The sequence below is a fragment of the Methylopila sp. Yamaguchi genome (assembly GCF_002897035.1).
GTDB lineage: Bacteria > Pseudomonadota > Alphaproteobacteria > Rhizobiales > Methylopilaceae > Methylopila.
In genome coordinates, this window is record NZ_BAUX01000017.1 from 65179 (window position 1) to 85327 (window position 20149).

Annotated in this window: 19 protein-coding genes; 9 read left to right on the plus strand and 10 right to left on the minus strand. The window is 68.2% G+C overall.

Annotation, left to right across the window (positions count from 1 at the left end; genetic code table 11):
• Nucleotides 1–8: 8 nt before the first annotated feature.
• The 4 genes from METY_RS17470 to METY_RS21140 all read right to left on the minus strand — a co-directional run bounded on the left by METY_RS17470 (nt 9) and on the right by METY_RS21140 (nt 3377).
• Nucleotides 9–1691 (minus strand): thiamine pyrophosphate-binding protein, encoded by a 1683-nt coding sequence (locus METY_RS17470; protein ID WP_103122666.1) that lies wholly within the window; start codon nt 1689–1691, stop codon nt 9–11.
• A 52-nt stretch (nt 1692–1743) separates the two neighbouring features.
• Entirely contained in the window at nt 1744–2004 is a 261-nt protein-coding gene (locus tag METY_RS17475; RefSeq protein ID WP_103122667.1) for a hypothetical protein, read from the minus strand.
• A 182-nt stretch (nt 2005–2186) separates the two neighbouring features.
• A complete protein-coding gene (gene dksA / locus METY_RS17480; RefSeq protein ID WP_020187667.1) occupies nt 2187–2603 on the minus strand; it encodes an RNA polymerase-binding protein DksA in 417 nt (138 codons plus the stop codon).
• 165 nt (nt 2604–2768) lie between these two features.
• Nucleotides 2769–3377, minus strand: coding sequence for a flagellar assembly protein FliX (locus METY_RS21140; protein WP_103122668.1), 609 nt, complete (start codon nt 3375–3377; stop codon nt 2769–2771).
• A gap of 45 nt (nt 3378–3422) precedes the next feature.
• On the opposite strand from METY_RS21140, the gene METY_RS17490 reads away from it, so the two are divergent.
• The 4 genes from METY_RS17490 (at nt 3423) to METY_RS17505 (ending at nt 5912) form a co-directional block, all read left to right on the plus strand.
• Entirely contained in the window at nt 3423–4670 is a 1248-nt protein-coding gene (locus tag METY_RS17490; RefSeq protein WP_244593719.1) for a flagellar basal body P-ring protein FlgI, read from the plus strand.
• Nucleotides 4670–4984 (plus strand): rod-binding protein, encoded by a 315-nt coding sequence (locus tag METY_RS17495; protein WP_103122669.1) that lies wholly within the window; start codon nt 4670–4672, stop codon nt 4982–4984. Before METY_RS17490 ends, METY_RS17495 begins: the two co-directional genes overlap by 1 nt.
• Before the next feature lie 5 nt (nt 4985–4989).
• Nucleotides 4990–5472 carry a hypothetical protein gene (locus METY_RS17500; RefSeq protein ID WP_103122670.1) on the plus strand — a complete coding sequence of 161 codons (483 nt, stop codon included), beginning with the start codon at nt 4990–4992 and terminating at the stop codon, nt 5470–5472.
• Between the two features lie 134 nt (nt 5473–5606).
• The gene (locus METY_RS17505) at nt 5607–5912 is read left to right on the plus strand and encodes a hypothetical protein (protein ID WP_103122671.1); all 306 of its coding nucleotides are present in this window, start codon (nt 5607–5609) and stop codon (nt 5910–5912) included.
• A 140-nt stretch (nt 5913–6052) separates the two neighbouring features.
• On the opposite strand, the gene METY_RS17510 is transcribed toward METY_RS17505, so the two are convergent.
• The 6 genes from METY_RS17510 to fsa all read right to left on the minus strand — a co-directional run bounded on the left by METY_RS17510 (nt 6053) and on the right by fsa (nt 13005).
• Complete coding sequence (locus METY_RS17510; RefSeq protein ID WP_244593720.1) at nt 6053–6382, minus strand: flagellar biosynthesis regulator FlaF; 330 nt, start codon at nt 6380–6382, stop codon at nt 6053–6055.
• Entirely contained in the window at nt 6354–6788 is a 435-nt protein-coding gene (locus METY_RS17515) for a flagellar biosynthesis repressor FlbT (protein ID WP_020187674.1), read from the minus strand. The genes METY_RS17510 and METY_RS17515 overlap by 29 nt, the downstream gene beginning before the upstream one ends.
• A gap of 104 nt (nt 6789–6892) precedes the next feature.
• Complete coding sequence (locus tag METY_RS17520; RefSeq protein WP_103122673.1) at nt 6893–8428, minus strand: flagellin N-terminal helical domain-containing protein; 1536 nt, start codon at nt 8426–8428, stop codon at nt 6893–6895.
• Between the two features lie 323 nt (nt 8429–8751).
• A complete protein-coding gene (locus METY_RS17525; protein WP_103122674.1) occupies nt 8752–10242 on the minus strand; it encodes a flagellin N-terminal helical domain-containing protein in 1491 nt (496 codons plus the stop codon).
• A 213-nt stretch (nt 10243–10455) separates the two neighbouring features.
• Entirely contained in the window at nt 10456–11946 is a 1491-nt protein-coding gene (locus tag METY_RS17530) for a flagellin N-terminal helical domain-containing protein (RefSeq protein ID WP_103122675.1), read from the minus strand.
• A 402-nt stretch (nt 11947–12348) separates the two neighbouring features.
• Complete coding sequence (gene fsa / locus METY_RS17535; RefSeq protein WP_103122676.1) at nt 12349–13005, minus strand: fructose-6-phosphate aldolase; 657 nt, start codon at nt 13003–13005, stop codon at nt 12349–12351.
• 191 nt (nt 13006–13196) lie between these two features.
• Here fsa and METY_RS17540 point away from each other — a divergent pair, with 191 nt between their 5' ends.
• The 5 genes from METY_RS17540 to atpD all read left to right on the plus strand — a co-directional run bounded on the left by METY_RS17540 (nt 13197) and on the right by atpD (nt 20108).
• On the plus strand, nt 13197–15368 hold the full coding sequence (locus tag METY_RS17540) for a primosomal protein N' (RefSeq protein ID WP_103122677.1): 2172 nt from the start codon (nt 13197–13199) through the stop codon (nt 15366–15368).
• 291 nt (nt 15369–15659) lie between these two features.
• Nucleotides 15660–16220, plus strand: coding sequence for a F0F1 ATP synthase subunit delta (locus METY_RS17545; RefSeq protein ID WP_103122678.1), 561 nt, complete (start codon nt 15660–15662; stop codon nt 16218–16220).
• Entirely contained in the window at nt 16220–17749 is a 1530-nt protein-coding gene (atpA, locus tag METY_RS17550; RefSeq protein WP_103122679.1) for a F0F1 ATP synthase subunit alpha, read from the plus strand. The genes METY_RS17545 and atpA overlap by 1 nt, the downstream gene beginning before the upstream one ends.
• Before the next feature lie 30 nt (nt 17750–17779).
• A complete protein-coding gene (locus METY_RS17555; protein ID WP_103122680.1) occupies nt 17780–18664 on the plus strand; it encodes a F0F1 ATP synthase subunit gamma in 885 nt (294 codons plus the stop codon).
• 25 nt (nt 18665–18689) lie between these two features.
• Nucleotides 18690–20108, plus strand: coding sequence for a F0F1 ATP synthase subunit beta (atpD, locus tag METY_RS17560; protein ID WP_103122681.1), 1419 nt, complete (start codon nt 18690–18692; stop codon nt 20106–20108).
• The last annotated feature ends 41 nt before the right edge of the window (nt 20109–20149 follow it).

Consider the following 20149-nt stretch of genomic DNA (forward strand, 5'->3'; position numbering starts at 1 on the left):
CGCTCGGGTCATCCCCGCGCCGCCAGCGCCTTCGCCCGGATGGCGCTGAGCGTGGTGGTCGGCGAGATCGCCTCGGGGTCGAGCTTCACGTGGATCAAGGCCGGCCGGCCGGCGGTCCGCGCCGCGGCGAAGGCCGCGGCGAAGGCGCCGCGCTCGGAGACGGTGAAGCCGGCCGCCCCGTAAGCCCGGGCGAGGGCCGCGAAGTCGGGATTCTCCAGCGCCGTGCCGAACGGCATGCCGGGGTACTCGCGCTCCTGATGCATGCGGATCGTGCCGTACTGGCCGTTGTCGACGACCACCACGACGATCGCCAGCCCGTATTGGGCCGCGGTCGCAAGCTCCTGGCCTGTCATCAGAAAACAGCCGTCGCCTGCGAAGGCGACGACTTCCCGCTCGGGGAAGAGACGCTTCGCCGCGATGGCCCCCGGTACGCCGTAGCCCATCGAACCGGACGTCGGCGCCGCCTGGGAGCCGAAGGCGCGGAACCGGTGGAAGCGGTGCACCCAGGTGGCGTAGTTGCCTGCGCCGTTGCAGATCACCGCGTCCGCCGGCAGGGATCGCAGCGCCTGCACCACCTCGTTCATCTGGACGGCGCCGGGATGTGCGGCGGCCGCCTCCGACCACGCGAGGTAGTCGGCGTGGGCCCGCGGCGTGTCGTCCTCCCAGGCGATGCGGTTCGGCGGCTGGACGCCTTCGAGCGCCGCGGCGAAGGCGTTGGGCGAGGCGTTGATCGCAAGGGCGGGCTGGTAGACGCGGCCGAGCTCCAGCGGGTCAGCGTGCACATGCACGAGCGTTTGCCGAGGCGAGGGGACCTCAAGCGCGGTGTACCCCTGGCTCGGCATCTCGCCGAGGCGCCCGCCGATGAGCAGCACAAGGTCCGCCTCCATCACCCGCGCGAGCAGGGCCGGATTCGGCCCAATCCCCAATTCGCCCGCATAGGAGGAGTGATCGGCCGGAAACAGCATCTGTCGCCGGAAGGTGACGGACACCGGCAGCTTGAAGCGCTCCGCGAAGCGGGCAAGGCTCTGCACCGCCTTGGCCGACCAGCGCCCTCCGCCCACCAGCGCGATCGGGCGCTTCGCCGCCCAAAGCAGCTTCTGGAGTTGCGCCATGTCCGCGAGGCCGGGCCACGTCTCGGCGGGCGCGACGGCGGCCGCGTCGGTAACCGTGGCGGTCTCCGTCAGCATGTCCTCCGGCAGCGCGATCACAACGGGCCCGGGACGCCCTTGGGTCGCGACGCGGATCGCGCGGGCGACCAGCTCGGGGATCCGGGCGGGGTCGTCGATCTCCACCGTCCATTTTGCGAGGCCGGCGAAGGTCTCGCGGTAGTCGAGCTCCTGAAACGCCTCGCGGCCGCGGAATCCGCGCTCGACTTGGCCCACGAACAGCAACAGCGGCGTCGAGTCCTGCATGGCGACATGTAGGCCGCTGGCGGCGTTGGTCGCTCCGGGTCCCCGCGTCACGAAGCAGACGCCGGGTTTGCCCGTGAGCCGTCCGGCCGCGTCCGCCATCATGGCGGCGCCGCCTTCCTGCCGGCAGGTGATGAAGTCGAAGGCGCCGGTGGCCCGCATGGCCTCAAGCACGGCGAGATAGCTTTCGCCAGGGACCCCGAAGGCGGTGGTCAGCCCGTTCGCGCGCAGCGCGTCGACGAGGATTTGCGCGCCGGTGCGCGGCTGTGCGGACGCAAGCATCGGCTGGCCCCTGAACCGCCGCGTCGAAGGACGCGACTCATCGGAGGTTGTTTTAGCCGTTTTCGCTGGACGACGTCGTCCGGGAACGACGGGGCGCCACCGAGCCGGGCGCGCCGTCTCCTTGCGGCATCATGGATCGATGCGCGGCGAACGCACGGTAGAGATCGAGTTCGATCGGCGACGCCGCGCAATCCGGCACCGCAGCGGAGGCGGCGAGGGCGTCCCGCGGGCGCCAGCTGCGGATCGGATGATCGCGCGCGAAAAGCCGTTCCGCGAGCTCTTCGACGACGTGTGGCGGCAGCTCGGCGTTCATGCGACCCCCATCTCGGATGTTTCCGTAATCCGAACGCGGACGCCGCATATCGGTTGCGCAAAACCGTGCGGGATGGTGAACGCCGAGTTAACTCCTGGCGACATGCCGGCTGCGGACGCCCATGAAAAAAGGCTCCGGCGCGACGCCGGAGCCTTTCTGACGTTCCCCCCGGCGGCTGCCGGTCAGTCGTCGCGGTAGACCTTCTCCCGGCGCTCGTGCCGCTCCTGGGCCTCGATCGACAGCGTCGCGATCGGGCGCGCTTCGAGACGGCGGAGAGAGATCGGCTCGCCGGTCTCCTCGCAATAGCCATAGGAACGGTCGTCGATCCGCTCGAGCGCGGCGTCGATCTTGGCGATCAGCTTGCGCTGGCGGTCGCGCGCGCGAAGCTCGATCGCGCGATCGGTCTCCGACGACGCGCGGTCGACGATGTCGGGGTGGTTCTGGTTCTCGTCCTGCAGGTGCTCGAGGGTCTCGCGGCTCTCGCGCAGGATCTCTTCTTTCCAGTCCAGCAGCTTGTTCCGGAAGTAAACGCGCTGCCGGTCGTTCATGAACGGCTCGTCCTCGGACGGCCGGTAGTCGGTTGCCAAATCGACGCTCATTGATCAGCCTCTGGCGTTGCCGCTCGCAGGGTCCCGATGGCGCGGAATATAGCCATCCGACAACCCGACCACAATCACGGAATTTTCCGGGAAGTACCTGATATCAAACAGGTTTTCCAAAGTACGGAAAAACCCTGACATTGGATCATGCACAAACTGCGCCGTTCAGCTCCGCCGTTTGGCGAGTTCGACCTGCGCGCGCAGGTCGATGGCGGCGAGCGTCTCGTCGAGGTCCGGGTCGCCGGTGCGCTCTCGCCCGCCGTCCAGCCGCGTGGCCATCATGGCGAGCGTCCGGTCGTCGAGGCGGCCGTCGAGGAGGGCGAGCTTCAGCTCGTCCAGCGAGTCGAGCAGACTTCGGCCGCGCTTCACGGCCTTCCTGCGCCGCTCGGTCGGCGTCTCGATCAACTCTTGGAGCGCGATGAGGGCGTCGAGCGAGGGCGCGGCGCGAAGGGGCGCGGCCGCCCGCGCGGCTTCGCCGCCCTGGGCGTCGGGCAGGCGGAACGCGCCGCCCGCAGCCGGCGCCCGCTGACCGCTCATCGGCGACGCCGTCGCCCGCCCCAGACCATCGACCCGCATCGTCGCCCGCCTCAGCGTCCGGATCTCGCCCGGCCCTGAGCGACCGTGACGAATTATGCTTAACCAGGGGTTAACCGGGCGGCAAAAACTGCCGGGCGGAGGCTGCTTCTTGCCGGGTCGAACCGGAGGACACCGGCCCCGCCGCCCCGCGATCTCCAAGATCTTCAGGACGTTCCAACGGCGGCATGGTCCTCGCATGGCAAGCGGCAGGAAGACCGTCCCCCGTCAGGGTCCACCGCCGCGATGCCCCGTTCCGCCCGTTCGTTCACCGCTCTCCTCGCCGCACTTGCCATGGGGCTGACGCCGCTCGCGCCGGCGCTGGCCGCGGACCCGGCCGAGGGCGTGGCGGTCCGCGGCGTGCGGGCGGAGCGGATCGCGCGCGCCGAGACGGCCAAGGGCGCCGAGCCCCGCGTCAATCCCTCGGTCGACATCGGCGGGCGCGGGGGCGCAACCTCCCGCATCAAGGACCTGACCGACGTCGAAGGCGTGCGCGAGAACCAGCTCGTGGGCTACGGGCTCGTGGTCGGCCTGAACGGGACCGGCGACAGTCTCAACGCTGCGCCCTTCACCAAGCAGAGCCTGCAGTCGATGCTGGAGCGGCTCGGCGTCAACACCCGGGGCGCCACGCTGCGCACCAAGAATGTCGCGGCCGTCATGGTCACCGCCAACCTGCCGGCCTTCGGCACGCAGGGCACCCGCATCGACGTCACGGTCTCCGCGCTCGGCGACGCCACCAGCCTCCAGGGCGGCACGCTCATCGTCACGCCGCTGATGGGCGCCGACGGCGAGGTCTACTCGGTCGCGCAGGGGTCGGTCGCGGTCATCGGCTTCAACGCGCAGGGCGAGGCGGCGCAGGTGGTGCGCGGGGTGCCCACGACGGGCCGCATCTCGAACGGCGGCCTGATCGAGCGCGAGATCCCCTTCACGCTGGCGAACCAGACGACGATCCGGCTCGCCCTGCGCAATCCCGACCTCACCACCGGCCGGCGCATCGCCTCGGCGATCAACTCCTTCATCGGCCCCAACGTCGCCGAGCCGATCGATCCCGCCACCGTCGCCTTGAACGTCCCCAAGGCCTATCACGGCAAGATTATCCAGCTGCTGACCGAAGTGGAGCAGCTCCGGGTCGAGCCGGACCAGCTCGCCAAGATCGTCATCGACGAACGCTCGGGGATCATCGTGATGGGCCAGGACGTTCGCGTCTCCACCGTCGCGGTGGCGCAGGGCAACCTCACCGTGACCATCACCGAGGATCCGGTCGCGAGCCAGCCGGAGCCGTTCTCGAACGGCGAGACCGTGGTGACGCCCCGGACGACGGTGTCCGTCGACACCGACGCCAACCGCCGGCTCGCGGTGCTGCGCGAAGGCGTGAACCTCAGGCAGCTGGTCGACGGGCTCAACGCCATCGGCGTCGGCCCCCGCGACCTGATCGCGATCCTTCAGGCCATCAAGGCCGCGGGCGCCCTGCAGGCCGAAATCGAGGTGATGTGATGACCGCCGCCGCGCCCGCCGCCGGAGCTTCGGCCTCTGCCGCGCATACCGTCTACGCCGCGCATCCGCAGGCCAAGGCGGTCTCGAAGCTGGACGCCGCGGCCCAGGATTTCGAGGCCGTGTTCCTCACCCAGATGATGCAGGCCATGTTCACCGACGTCGGTGACGAGGGGCCGCTCGGCGGCGGCGCGGGAACGGACGCCTACCGCTCCATGCTCGCGGACCAATACGGCCGGAACATCGCCGCGTCCGGCGGGGTGGGCATCGCCGCCCAGGTCCGCTCCGAACTCCTGTCCCTCCAGCAAGGGTCCTGACGCCGATGCTGTCTCGCCGCCGCTCCGTACCAGCCGTCGCCAAGCCGCAGCTCACCATCGAGGAGGCCGCGGATCGGCTCGCCCGGATGTCGCAGACGGTGGCGCGCCTTACGGCGGTGATCGTCGAGGAGACCTCTCTGCTGAAGGCCGGCAAGTATGTCGCCGCGAGCGCCCTCGAGGCGCGGAAGGGCGAGCTGTCGAGCCGCTACGTCATGGACGTGGGCGCCGTGAGGGCGAGCGCGGATTCGGTCGCGGCGCAGCCCGCGGAGGTTCTGGAGGAGGCCGAGGCGCTTCACCTCGCCTTCCGCCAGGCGCTGGACGAGAACCTCGCGGTTCTCGGCGTCGCGCGGTCGGTCGCCGAGAACCTGATGCGCGGAGTCGCGCAGGAACTCGCGGCTCGAAACGCGCCCACGACCTACGACGCGCGCGGTGGCGCCTATGGCCGTCCGGCGGCCGCCGCCCCAATGACTTTGTCGCGGCGAAGCTGAGTTTTTAAGCGAAGTTTTAACGGCTCGCGGGCTCCCGCGTTAACCCAACCTCCTAACGCGGCCTTAACGCGCCGTCCGCTATGACTCTGAACACGCGGTCAGTTCGTCCGCGCATTCGGAGCAGGGAGGACGCGATGGATGCCGCAATCGGTACGCTGAACCCGTCCGCCGTGACCCGCGCGGCGCCCGTCATGGAGACGGCGGAACGGGAATCTCAGCCCAATCCCTCTCCGACGCCGTCGGCGGCCTCTCCGGAGCTCGCGAGCGAACGACGCATCGAGCTCGACTACGAGACCGGCAGCCTGATCTACCGCATGATCGACGTGACGAGCGGCGTCACCGTGCGCCAGACCCCGGACGAGGCGCGCCTCAAGCTGCGCGCCTACATCGACGGGATCGACGCCCCGCGGTCCGATCCGAGCGTCCAGCGCCTGGCCTGACGCAGGGCCGGCCGACGATTCCTTCACGCTGACGGTCGCGCAGTTCCTCAGGCTTGTCGTGGAACGACGCCCACGCTTCGCCGCGCCGTGCGGCGCCGCGGTCGCGGGGAATCGTGCGTCGGTTTCCTCCGATGGCGACCTCAGTTCTTGAGGCCTTCGGCGACGTTGCGGTTGATCGAGATGAGGGCGGTCATGCCCGCGGCCTCCGGATTGATCTCGATCCGCGACGACCGATTCAGCGAGAACAGCGCGATCCGCCGCAGGTTGGCCTTGGTCTCGGCGTCGAGCGGGTTTTCCGCCCGCATCACGCTGCTCAGGAAGATCGTCCAGAGTTTCCGGTTGAACGTCGCCGCCTCACGCGCCGCCTTGCGGTCGAACGGCTCGGTGTTCTGAACGGCGGTAAAACGGGCGGCGGCCCTCAGAAGAAGCTGCGCGTCGCGCTCACGCGGGTTCGCCGTCCTCTGCGCCATCCGAGCGTACGCCTGCGCGCCGTTCTGCATGCTCGAAGATTCCCTTTTCATGCGCGACCAAGTTCCGCGCCTCACGGAAAGCTTTGTAAAGCGATCCCGTTAAAACGTGGTTATTGATGCGGTCGACGATCGGAAGCATGCTCGGCGCCGCGCGCACGGCGTCCCGCGTAAGTGTCGTGTAGATCTTGGCGACTTTGTCGATTGACCCGGACAGATACATCATCTGGACCGCGTAGTAGATGCGCTTCGCCGGCGTATCGGCGTCCTTTTCCTTCAGGATGTCGCGCTCCCTCAACACGGGATCGGAGCCATCGATCAGGAGCTGGGTGCGCGCCGCGCCGTTGGTGACGACCGAGCGGCCGATAACGATCCGCTCGCCGGGCTTCAGTTCGACTTTCAGCGTCATGGCAACCTCTCGTCCAAGCGAAGCTCTCGTCAAACGACGGGGCCCTAAACGACGAGCGGCGGAACCAGAGGTCCCGCCGCTTCGTCTCCGAGCCCGCGCCGCGCTTACTGCAGCAGCTGGAGAACCGCGGATTCCTGCTGGGTCGAAATCGACAGCGAGGAGACGATGAGCGACTGGCGGGTCTGCAGGGTCGCCAGGTTCGCCGCTTCCTCGTTCGTGTCGGCGCCCGTCAGCGCCAGCGCGCCGTCTTCGAGGGTGCCGATCATGCTCTTGGTGAAATCTTCGCGGGTCTGCACGATCTGCAGCTGCGAGCCGAACTTGGCGGACTGGTCCTCGACCGTCTGCATCGCGGCCTCGATCCGGTCGATCACCTTGTTGATCGAATCCGAGTCGTAGAAGTCCTCGGCGCTGATGCTGTCGAGGCCGAGCCCAGCTGCGCTGAATTCCACGCCCTTGACCTCGAGCGTCGAGGTTCCGTTCTCGTTGAAGACGATGTCGAGGTCGTCGCCGTTGAGCAGGTTGACGCCGTTGTAGTCCGAATCCTGGGCGAGCTTGAGGATTTCCTCCAGCGCGGCGTTGTAGTCGTCGGCGTAGTTGGAGCGCACTTCCGCGGCGCTCTGATCGAGCACGGGAGCCGAGAAGGCGCCCGAGGCGAAGGCCGCGGCGGCGCCGACGGCGGAGCCGGTCGCGACCTTCGGCACGTCGTTCGCGATCGCGTTGGTGGTCTCGAACACCAGCTGGGCGTTCGCGTCGCCCTCGTTGTCGACCGAAGCCTGAAGCTGGACGTCGTTGGTCTTCAGCCAGCTGTTGAGCTCGTCGATGGTGTCGACGTTGTTCGGGCCCTTCGACGAGGCGAAGGTGACCGTCTTCAGCGCCCCGTACTTGTCGGAGAAGGTGAGGGTGGTGTCCTTCAGCGCGCTCGCGCCGGAGGTCGTGGTGGCGAGCGTGCCGTTGGTGGACGAGACGGTCGTATCGGTGTCGCCGTCGGCGATGAGGCCGAGCGAGTCGAGCAGCGTCGAGCTGCCGCCGATGTTGATGTCGTCGCCGCTCTCGAGTTCGAACTCCAGCACGCCGGCGTTGTCGGTGACGCTGAGGCCGGTGATGTTGAGCGAGTCGATCTTGGTCTTGACCTGCGCCGCCGTGTCGTTGGCCGAGATGTTGACCGTGGCCCCGTTGACCGTGAGCGCGCCGCCGGAGTGGGTGGCGTCCGTCGCCTCGACGCCGGCGAGGGTCGTCGCGACCGCCGCCGTCGTCGTGTCGTTCGAGAGCAGGTTGTCGCCCTGCAGCCCGCTCATCACCACCGACTTCAGCTGGGCCTTGGTGTCGACCGCGAGTTCCGACTGCTGGGCGGAGCGCGCCGTGGACTTCAGTGACTCCAGGATGTCGCTGATGCCCTTGATGCCGTTGTCCGCCGCTTCCAGCGTCTGGACCGAGTTCGACACGTTGTCGAGCAGGGTGCCGAGATCGCCGGAGCGTCTCTCCAGCGACTTCGCGGTGAAGAAGCTCGAAGGGTTGTCGAGGGCCGAATTGACCTTCTTGCCCGTCGAGAGGCGTTCTTCGGTGCGATTGAGCAGTTCGGTCGTCGACTGCATCGTGCGCAGATTGGACCGGACTGCGGAGTTAAGAGCGATGTCGGCCATCGGGAGGCTCCAGGAACGACGCGTCGCACAAGGCGTTTGACGGTGAACATAGTCCGTTAACCTTAATCAGGAGTTAAGGTTAACGGCCTGCTAAACACGTCGCGTCGATCCCGCGCTCTGCCGCGCCAGGCTCCGAAATGTAGCTGAATCAATGGCTTGCGGACCGCCACGGTTCGAGCGTCGCTCCGCGGCGGTTCACGTCGTTAAAGAATTGCGACCGCTTCGCGTCGGCGGGGACCTCTCCCGAATCAGCCGCTGGAAACGCCGAAAACGGCGGGAGCCGAAGCTCCCGCCGCCGGGCCTTCCGTGAAGACCAGTCGCGATTACTGGATCAGCTGGAGGACGTTCTGTTCCTGGCTGGTGGAGATCGAGAGCGAGGAGGTGATGAGCGACTGGCGCGTCTGCAGGGTCGCCAGGTTCGCCGCCTCCTCGTTGGTGTCGGCGCCGGTGAGGGCGTAGGAGCCGTCCTCGAGGGTGCCGATCATGTCCTTGGTGAAGGACTCGCGGGTCTCGACCACCGACAGCTGCGAACCGAGCCGCGAGGACAGGCTGTCGAGCGAGTTGAGCGCGTCGTTCAGTTTGCCGACGACCTTTTCGATCTTCGAGGAGTCGAGGAAGTTCTCGATGTCGATGTCGTCGAGCGAGAGCACGTCCATGATGTCCACGCCGCCGATCTCCAGCTTGGACGAGCCGTCCTCGTTGAAGGTCACCGACAGGTCGTCGCCGTTCAGCAGGTTGACGCCGTTGTAGCTGGCGTCCTTGGCGAGCTCAGCGATCTGGGTCTTCAGGTCGTTGTAGTCGTTGACGTAGTCCTGGCGGGTGGACTTGCCGTCGTCGTCGAGGACGGCCTCGGCGGTGGTCGCGGTCGAGGAGGCGAGGTCGAACACTTCGCCGGTCGCGGCCGAGCCGTCGGTGCTGACCGCCGTGCCGCCGATCTTGAGGTCGGCCGAGCCGTAGGCGTTGGTCGTCTCGATCGTCAGCTTGCCGTCGCTGGTGAGCGAGGCCTTGGCGTTGGAGTCCGCGAGCGCCTTGTTGAGCTCCTCGAGCGAGCTGACCTCGCCGTCGCCGTTGCCGAAGGTGATCGTCGCCTTCGTGCCGTCGCCGACGGTGACCTCCAGCGTCTTGCCGGTGAGGCCGGACTCGGAGTTGGTCGTGCCGGTGGAGAGGCCGAGCGCGGTCAGGGTCGCGGCGGTCGAGCCCGCGCCGACTTCGATCGTCTCGCCGGCCTTGGCCGAGAGCTGCAGCTTGCCGTCGTCGCCGAGCTTGGCGGTGACGCCGGTGTCGGCGGTCTTGGCGTTGATGGCGTCGACGATGTCCGCGCCGGTGTCGCCGGTGGCGACCGCGATGGTCTCGCCGTTGAGCACCAGGTTGCCGGCGTCGCCGGCGACGGCGGTGTAGGCCGAGAGGTCGGCGGTGCCGGTGACTTCGGCGCCGTCGCCGAGCAGGTTGGCGGAGGTCGCGCCGGAGATGGCGGTCGAGGTGAAGCTCGCCTTGGAGGCGATCGCCGAGTCCGACTGCTGGGCCGAACGGGCGGTCGACTTCATCTGCGTGACGAGATCGGAGATCGCCGAGATGCCGTTGTCCGCGGCTTCGATGGTCTGGACCGACGACGCGACGCTGTCGAGCAGATTGGAAAGGTCGCCCGCGCGGCGGTCGAGCGACTGGGCGGTGAAGAAGCTCGAGGGGTTGTCGAGGGCCGAGTTGACCTTCTTGCCGGTCGAGAGGCGCTCCTCGGTCCGAGCCATCAGGTCGGTGGTGGACTGGAGGGTGCGGAGGTTCGACCGGACGGCCGAATTGAGCGTGACGTCGGACATTTCAGGGCTCCTGTTCTGGGAGACTTCGATTGGCCTCGTCCTGAGGCGCACCCGGAAAATCGGCCGTCGGCGCTTAAGCGGGGGTTAAAGTTAACTGGCCTCCTCCGGCCCCCGCCGGATTTCAAAAGTCATGGTTACGGAATGGTTTCGCCAACGCCGAACGCGGCGGGAGCCGGAGCTCCCGCCGCTGGTCGGTCGGTCAGGAAGGGTCGATCAGCGCAGCAGCTGGAGGACGTTCTGTTCCTGGCTGGTGGAGATCGAGAGCGAGGAGGTGATGAGCGACTGGCGGGTCTGCAGGGTCGCCAGGTTCGCCGCCTCCTCGTTGGTGTCGGCGCCGGTGAGGGCGTAGGAGCCGTCCTCGAGGGTGCCGATCATGTCCTTGGTGAAGGACTCGCGGGTCTCGACCACCGAGAGCTGCGAGCCCAGGCGCGAGGACAGGCTGTCGAGGTTGTCGAGAGCCGAACCCAGAGTGTCGATCACGTCGTCGATCTTGGACGAGTCCAGGAAGTCGTCGATCGAGATGTCGCTCAGGCCGATCTTCTCCATGATGTCGACGCCGCCGATCTCCAGCTTGGACGAGCCGTCCTCGTTGAAGGTCACCGACAGGTCGTCGCCGCTGAGCAGGTTGACGCCGTTGTAGCTGGCGTCCTTGGCGAGCTCCGCGATCTGCGACTTCAGGTCGTTGTAGTCGTTGACGTAGTCCTGGCGAACCGACTTGCCGTCGTCGTCGATCACCGCCGAGGCGGTGGCGGCGGCGGTGGAGGCGAGGTCGAACACTTCGCCGGTCGCGGCCGAGCCGTCGGTGCTGACCGCCGTGCCGCCGATCTCGAGGTCCGCCGACGCGTAGGCGTTGGTGGTCTCGATCGTCAGCTTGCCGTCGCTGGTGAGCGACGCCTTGGCGTTCGCGTCGGCGAGCGACTTGTTCAGTTCGTCGAGCGAGCTGACTTCGCCGTCGCCGTTGCCGAAGGTGACCGTCTTCTTCGTGCCGTCGCCGACGGTGACTTCCAGCGTCTTGCCGGTCAGGCCGGACTCGGAGTTGGTCGTGCCGGTGGAGAGGCCGAGCGCGGTCAGGGTCGCAGCGGTCGAGCTGGCGCCGACTTCGATCGTCTCGCCGGGCTTGGCCGAGAGCTGCAGCTTGCCGTCGTCGCCGAGCTTGGCGGTGACGCCGGTGTCGGCGGTCTTGGCGTTGATGGCGTCGACCACGTCCGTGCCTTCGTCGCCGGTCGCCACGGCGATGGTCTCGCCGTTCAGCACCAGGTTGCCGGCGTCGCCGGCCACGGCGGTGTAGGCGGAGAGGTCGGCGGTGCCGGTGACTTCAGCGCCGTCGCCGAGCAGGTTGGCGGAGGTCGCGCCGGAGATGGCGGTCGAGGTGAAGCTCGCCTTGGAGGCGATCGCCGAGTCCGACTGCTGGGCCGAACGGGCGGTGGACTTCATCTGGTTGACGAGGTCGGAGATCGCCGAAATGCCGTTGTCCGCGGCTTCGATGGTCTGGACCGACGACGACACGTTGTCGAGCAGGGTGCCGAGATCGCCGGCGCGGCGGTCGAGCGACTGGGCGGTGAAGAAGCTCGTCGGGTTGTCGAGGGCCGAGTTGACCTTCTTGCCGGTCGAGAGGCGCTCCTCCGTCTGGGCCATCAGGTCCGTGGTGGACTGAAGGGTGCGGAGGTTCGACCGGACGGCCGAATTGAGCGTGACGTCAGACATGTAAGGCTCCTGTCCTAGGAGACTGCGGGATACGCCTCGTCCTGAAGCGCATCGGGACCCTCGGGCTCGGCCGCCTAATCGGAAGTTAATTCGACCGGAGACCTTGCGAAGCAACGCCATGAATCAAATTGGATGGTTACGAGAATATGTGAATCCGCCTGAAGACGATTACCTCGGATGGTTTCCGGAGATTCATGATTTACGAGCGTTAACCACGGCGCGTTGCAAGACCTATGGTTAACGTGGAGGTAGCCTTAACGGGGTGCGAACGAAGCCGCCGGTTGGGGGGGCCGCCCTGAGTTTGAAGGGTCGACGCCGCGTGGACAGGTCGGCCACGCAAAAAGGCCCGCCGGGGAGGCGGGCCTTGCGAGGTCTTGCGCGTTACGGAGAGAGCGGACGCCGTTACTCGATGGTCTGGCCGGTCTGGGACCAGTCCGCGACGAACTGGTCGAGCCCCTTGTCGGTCAGCGGGTGCTTCACCAGCCCCTTGATGACCGCCGGCGGGATCGTGGCCACGTCGGCCCCCGCCAGCGCGGCGAACTTCACGTGGTTGCTGTTGCGGAGCGAGGCCGCGAGGATCTCCGTGCCGAACTCCGGATAGTTGTCGAAGATCGTCCGGATGTCCTGGATCAGCTCCATGCCGTCGATCCCGGTGTCGTCGAGACGGCCGACGAAGGGCGAAATGAAGGTCGCGCCCGCCTTCGCCGCGAGCAGGGCCTGCACGGCGCTGAAGCAGAGCGTGACGTTGACCATCGTGCCCTCGTCCGCGAGCGTGCGGCAGACCTTCAAGCCGTCCAAAGTCAGCGGGACCTTGACCGTGACGTTGTCGGCGATCTTCGCGAGAATGCGCCCTTCGCGCAGCATGCCGTCGTAGTCGAGGGCGGCGACCTCGGCCGAAACCGGCCCTTCGACGATCTCGCAAATCTCGGCGATCACCTCCTTCATCGGGCGGTTCGCCTTGAGCATCAGAGACGGGTTCGTCGTCACGCCGTCCAGAAGACCGGTCGCGGCGAGCTCGCGGATCTCATTCACGTCCGCGGTGTCGACGAAAAATTTCATAGAGAATGGCCTCTTCGAGTGCGTTGGGCGCCGACGCGCCCCTGAATGGGAAGTGGGCTCCCCCGGCGCCGTTGCAAGGCGAAGCTGCGGGACCCTCCCGCCCGCCCGGCGGGGGTCCCGGCGCTTGACGGCGTGCGCGCCAGGGGGAGAAGAGGGCGTCCCCATCGCCCGAGGCCCCGCTCATTTCCGACATCGTCCCCGCCACCGTCGAGGTTCTGCTGCCGGTCGGGCTCGACCGGGCGCTGACCTACGCCGTGCCGGACGGCGTGACGGTCGGTCCGGGCGCTCTGGTGATCGCGCCCCTCGGTCGCCGGCTGGAGCTCGGCGTCGTCTGGGACGGCGCGCCGCCGCAGGTCGACTCCGCGCGGCTGAAGACGCTGGAGGGCGTCGTCGACGCCCCGCCGGTGCCGGAGGCGATGCGGCGCTTCGTCGACTGGATCGCGGAGTACACGCTCGCGCCGCGTGGCCAGGTGCTGCGCATGGCGCTCCGCGGACTGGATCTCGGCGCGGCCGAGCCGAAGCCGAAGATCGGCGTCCGCGCCACGGGTCAGGCTGCGTCCCGTCGCACGCCCGCCCGCGACAAGGCGCTCGCCGTCGCCGCGGACGGCTGCGTCCGCGCGAAGGCCGAACTCGCGGAGGCCGCGGGCGTCTCGGTCTCGGTCGTCGACGGGCTCATCGCCGACGGCGCGCTGGAGGCGGCGCCGCTGCCGCCGCCCCCGCGTCCGCCCCAGCCCGACCCCCACCAGCCGGGACCGCCGCTCTCCGAGGCGCAGGCGGCCGCCGCCAACGCCCTTGCGGCGCTCGCCGGGGCCCGTCGGTTCCACGTGGCGCTCATCGATGGGGTGACCGGGTCGGGGAAGACGGAGGTCTATCTCGAGGCGGTCGCGGCCGCGCTCAAGGCCGGCCGGCAGGCGCTGGTGATGGCGCCGGAGATCGCGCTGACCGGGGCGCTGCTCGACCGCTTCGCGGCCCGCTTCGGCGCGCGCCCCGCCGTCTGGCACGCGAGCGTAGGCGACAAGCGGCGGGCCGCCGTGCGGCGCGGCGTCGCCTCCGGCGACATCCGGGTGGTGGTGGCGGCGCGCTCGGGGCTCTTCCTTCCCTTCGGCGACCTCGGCCTCATCGTGGTGGATGAAGAGCACGACGCCTCCTACAAGCAGGAGGAGGGCGTCTTCTACAACGCGCGCGACATGGCGGTGCTGCGCGGGCGCTTCGAACAGGCGGCCGTGGTGCTCGCCTCAGCGACTCCGTCGCTTGAGAGCCGCGTCAACGCCGAACGCGGCCGCTACGCCAGGCTGGCGCTGCCCGACCGCTTCGGCGGGCGCGCCCTGCCGCGGATCGAGGCGATCGACATGCGGACGGCCGGCCCGCCGCGCGGCCAGTGGCTCGCGCCGAAGCTGGTCTCCGCGATGACCCAGACGCTCGCGGCCGGCGAACAGACGCTGCTGTTTCTCAATCGGCGGGGCTATGCGCCGCTGACGCTCTGCCGCGCCTGCGGCCACCGCATGAAGTGCCCGAACTGCTCGGCCTGGCTCGTCGAGCATCGGTTCCAGGCGCGGCTCGTCTGCCACCATTGCGGCCACACCGGCCCGACGCCCCGATCCTGCCCCTCCTGCGGAACCGCCGACGCGCTGGTCGCCTGCGGCCCAGGGGTCGAGCGCATCCGCGACGAGGCCCAGGCGCGGTTTCCCGAGGCCCGGATCGCGATCCTGTCGAGCGACCTGATCGCGGGGGGCGAGGCGCTGCGCGCCGAACTCGAGGCCATCGCCCGGGGCGACGTGGACATCGTGGTGGGCACGCAGATGGTGACCAAGGGCCACAATTTTCCGAATCTCACCCTTGTGGGCGCGGTCGACGCCGATTTCGCGCTGGGCGCGGCCGACCCGCGAGCGGGCGAACGCACGTTCCAGATCCTTGAGCAGGTCGCCGGCCGGGCGGGCCGCGGCGATCGCCCCGGCCGCGCGCTGCTGCAGACTCACGAGCCCGGGCACCCCGTGATCAAGGCGCTCGTCGCCGCCGACCGCGAGGGGTTCTACCGCGCGGAGACGGCGGCGCGCCAGGCGGCCGCCATGCCGCCCTTCGGCCGGCTCGCCGCCCTCATCGTCTCAGGGACGACCCGCGAGACCGCCGAGGCGCACGCCCGCGTCCTCGCCCGCGCGGCCCCCAAAGCCGAGGGAGTCCGGGTGCTTGGGCCAGCCGAGGCGCCGCTTGCGATGGTCCGCGGCCGGCATCGCATGCGCCTCCTGGTGCAGGCCGGCCGGGAGGTCGACGTCCCAGCCTATCTCCGCGCCTGGCTCGCCGCCGCAGGCCCGCCCCGGGGCGGCGTTCGGGTCGCGGTCGACGTCGATCCCCAGAGCTTCGTCTGACGCCCCGCGACCGCTGCGACGGTGTGACATCGTGTCGACGGTCCTCGCCAAGGCGAAGGGGCCGGAGGCCCATTGCTATGTTCTTGGCGCGATGGGGTTTTTGTGAGCTCCGCCACAAGTGCGCCATGATGTTGCGCGCTTGGAGGAGGCATGTTAGTCAACCGCCGTCTCGCGAGGCCCTCGGTCCCGCGACATGGTTCAAGTCTGACCGTCAAGGTCGGCATTTCCGGGAGGTTGCGGAGCGCTCGCTCCGGTTTCAGCCCTAGGCTCCAACCAGCGAGAGTGCGCTCGGTGGCAGGTAAAGACACCATCGTGTCCGGAATGGCGGGACGCTACGCGTCCGCCCTGTTCGATCTCGCCGTCGAGGCGGGACAGGTCGACGCCATCGCGGCGGACCTCGAGACTTTGTCGGCTCTGATCGCGGAGAGCGACGATCTGCGTCGCCTGATCAAGAGCCCGGCCTTCTCGGCCGACGAGCAGGAGAAGGCGATCGCGGCGGTGCTCGACAAGGTCGGCGTCGCCAGCCTCACCTACAATTTCGTGAAGCTCGTGGCCCGCAACCGCCGCCTGTTCGCGATCGAAAGCATGATCCACGGGTACAAGGCGCTCGTCGCGACCTCGAAGGGCGCGATCAGCGCCGAGGTCACGGTCGCGGAGCCGCTGTCGGACGGCCACCGCGCCGCGCTCACCCAGGCGCTGGCCGACGTGACCGGCAAGACGGTCGATTACGACGTCAAGATCGATCCCAAGATCCTCGGCGGCATCATCGTGCGGCTCGGCAGCCGCATGGTCGACGCGTCGCTTAGAACCAAGCTCAACGCCATTAAACTTGCGATGAAAGAGGTCGGCTGATGGACATTCGCGCCGCCGAGATTTCCGCGATCCTGAAGGATCAGATCAAGAACTTCGGCCAGGAGGCCGAGGTCTCGGAAGTCGGACAGGTTCTCTCGATCGGAGACGGCATCGCCCGCGTCTACGGCCTCGACAACGTCCAGTACGGCGAGATGGTCGAGTTCCCGGGCGGCGTGCGCGGCATGGCGCTCAACCTCGAAGAGGACAACGTCGGCGTCGTCGTGTTCGGCACCGACCGCGGCATCTCCGAGGGCGACACCGTCAAGCGCACCGGCGCGATCGTGGACGTTCCCGTCGGCAAGGGCCTGCTCGGCCGCGTCGTCGACGCGCTGGGCAACCCGATCGACGGCAAGGGCCCGATCGTCGCCGAGAAGCGCTCCCGCGTGGACGTGAAGGCGCCGGGCATCATCCCGCGCAAGTCCGTGCACGAGCCGATGCAGACCGGCATCAAGTCGATCGACGCGCTGATCCCCGTCGGCCGCGGCCAGCGCGAGCTGATCATCGGCGACCGCCAGACCGGCAAGACCGCCGTCGCGCTCGACGCCATCCTGAACCAGAAGCCGATCAACGCCTCGGGCGACGAGAAGCAGAAGCTCTACTGCGTCTACGTCGCGGTCGGCCAGAAGCGCTCCACCGTCGCGCAGTTCGTGAAGGTGCTCGAGGAGCAGGGCGCCCTCGAGTACTCGATCATCATCGCCGCGACCGCCTCCGACCCGGCCCCGATGCAGTTCCTGGCGCCCTTCGCCGGCTGCGCCATGGGCGAGTATTTCCGCGACAACGGCATGCATGCGCTGATCGTCTATGACGATCTGTCGAAGCAGGCGGTGGCCTACCGCCAGATGTCGCTGCTGCTGCGCCGTCCGCCCGGCCGCGAAGCCTATCCGGGCGACGTGTTCTATCTCCACTCGCGCCTGCTCGAGCGCGCCGCGAAGCTCAACGACGACAACGGCGCCGGTTCGCTGACCGCGCTGCCCGTCATCGAGACGCAGGCGAACGACGTGTCGGCCTACATCCCGACCAACGTGATCTCGATCACCGACGGCCAGATCTTCCTGGAGTCCGACCTGTTCTACCAGGGCATCCGCCCGGCGGTGAACGTCGGCATCTCGGTGTCGCGCGTCGGCTCCTCGGCCCAGATCAAGGCCATGAAGCAGGTGGCCGGCAAGATTAAGGGCGAGCTCGCGCAGTACCGCGAGATGGCCGCCTTCGCGCAGTTCGGCTCCGACCTCGACGCCTCGACCCAGCGCCTGCTGAACCGCGGCGCCCGCCTCACCGAGCTCCTCAAGCAGCCGCAGTTCTCGCCGCTGCGCGTGGAGCAGCAGGTGGTGGTGATCTACGCCGGCACCAACGGCTACCTGGACAAGCTGCCGCTCGACAAGGTGCGCAGCTACGAGACCAAGCTGCTCGAGCTGTTCGAGGGCAAGCACAAGGACATCCTCGAGACGATCCGCACCTCCAAGGAGATGTCCAAGGAGACGACCGAGAAGGTCAAGAGCGCGCTCGACGCGTTCACGGCCTCGTTCTCGTAAGCGCTCGGTCAGGGGAGTCCGGGCCACGTCATGGCGAGCCTCAAGGATCTAAGAAACCGCATCGCCTCCGTTAAGGCGACGCAGAAGATCACCAAGGCCATGCAGATGGTCGCGGCGGCGAAGCTCCGTCGCGCCCAGATGGCGGCCGAGGCGGCGCGTCCCTATGCGGAGCGGATGGAGCGCGTGCTCGCCAATCTCGGCGCCAGCCTGACCAACGCGCCGGACGCGCCGCTGCTGCTGTCCGGCACGGGGTCGGACAAGCGCCACCTGCTGATCGTGGCGACCGCCGAACGCGGCCTCTGCGGCGGCTTCAACGGTTCGATCGTGCGCCTCGCGCGCCTCCACGCCGAGAAGCTGATCGCCGAGGGCAAGGAGGTTCAGTTCCTCTGCGTCGGCAAGAAGGGCGCGGAGCTGCTGCGCCGGAACTACGGCGGCCTGATCCGCGAAAAGATTGAGTTTCCGGCCAACAAGGCGCCGTCCTTCGGGTCCGCCGAAGGCGTCGCCGCGAAGGTGCTGGATCTCTACCAGGCCGGCGAGTTCGACGTCGCCACGTTGTTCTTCTCGCGCTTCCGCTCGGTGATCTCGCAGATCCCGACCGCTCAGCAGCTGATTCCGGTGGAAATCCCGGAACCGGTCGCGGGCGAGGACGCCTCCGGCGGCGCGCTCTACGAGTACGAGCCGTCCGAGGAGGAGATCCTCGACGAGCTTCTGCCGAAGAACGTGGCGATCCAGATCTTCAAGGGGCTTCTGGAGAACGCCGCCTCGGAGCAGGGCGCGCGCATGTCCGCGATGGACAACGCGACCCGCAACGCGGGCGAGATGATCAAGAAGCTGACGCTGACCTACAACCGGACCCGCCAGGCGCAGATCACCAAGGAGCTGATCGAGATCATCTCCGGCGCCGAAGCGCTTTGACGATTATCCGACGAGGACCATCCCTATGACCGCACATGTCGGCCGCATCACCCAGGTCATCGGCGCCGTCGTCGACGTCAAGTTCGACGGACACCTGCCGGAGATCCTGAACTCTCTGGAGACGAGCAACAACGGCGCCCGCCTCGTGCTTGAGGTCGCTCAGCACCTCGGCGAGTCCACGGTCCGCACGATCGCGATGGACTCGACCGAAGGTCTGGTTCGCGGGCAGGACGTCTCCGACACCGGCCAGCCGATCGCGGTGCCGGTCGGCGCCGGCACGCTCGGCCGCATCCTGAACGTCATCGGCGAGCCGATCGACGAGGCCGGCCCGGTCGCGTCCGAAGGCACCCGCCCGATCCACGCGCCGGCCCCCTCCTACGCCGAGCAGGCGACGGAGACGGAAGTGCTCGTCACCGGCATCAAGGTCGTCGACCTGCTCGCGCCTTACGCCAAGGGCGGCAAGGTCGGCCTGTTCGGCGGCGCGGGCGTCGGCAAGACCGTGCTGATCCAGGAGCTGATCAACAACGTCGCGAAGGCGCACGGCGGCTACTCCGTGTTCGCCGGCGTCGGCGAGCGCACCCGCGAGGGCAACGACCTCTACCACGAGTTCATCGAGTCCGGCGTGAACAAGCACGGCGGCGGCGAGGGCTCGAAGTGCGCCCTGGTGTTCGGCCAGATGAACGAGCCGCCCGGCGCCCGCGCCCGCGTCGCGCTTTCGGGCCTGACCATCGCTGAGCACTTCCGCGACCAGGGCCAGGACGTGCTGTTCTTCGTCGACAACATCTTCCGCTTCACGCAGGCGGGTTCGGAAGTGTCGGCGCTGCTCGGCCGCATTCCCTCGGCCGTGGGCTACCAGCCGACGCTCGCGACCGATATGGGCGCGCTGCAGGAGCGCATCACGACCACGACCAAGGGCTCGATCACCTCGGTGCAGGCGATCTACGTGCCCGCCGACGACCTGACCGACCCGGCGCCCGCCGCCTCCTTCGCCCACCTCGACGCGACGACGGTTCTGAACCGCTCGATCGCCGAGAAGGGCATCTACCCGGCGGTCGACCCGCTCGACTCGACCTCGCGCATTCTCTCTGCGCAGGTCATCGGCGAGGAGCACTACTCCACCGCCCGCCGCGTCCAGGAGACGCTGCAGCGCTACAAGTCGCTCCAGGACATCATCGCGATCCTGGGCATGGACGAGCTGTCGGAAGAGGACAAGCTGACGGTCTCGCGCGCCCGCAAGATCGAGCGCTTCCTGTCCCAGCCGTTCCACGTCGCCGAGGTGTTCACCGGCTTCCCTGGCAAGTTCGTGGACCTGAAGGACACCATCAAGGGCTTCAAGGAGCTCGTCGAAGGCAAGCACGACAACCTCCCCGAGGCCGCCTTCTACATGGTCGGCACCATCGAGGAGGCGATCGAGAAGGCCAAGAAGCTGGCCGAAGGCGCGTAATCGTCTGACGTCGACGGCGCCGGTCTCTGCCCGGCGCCGGA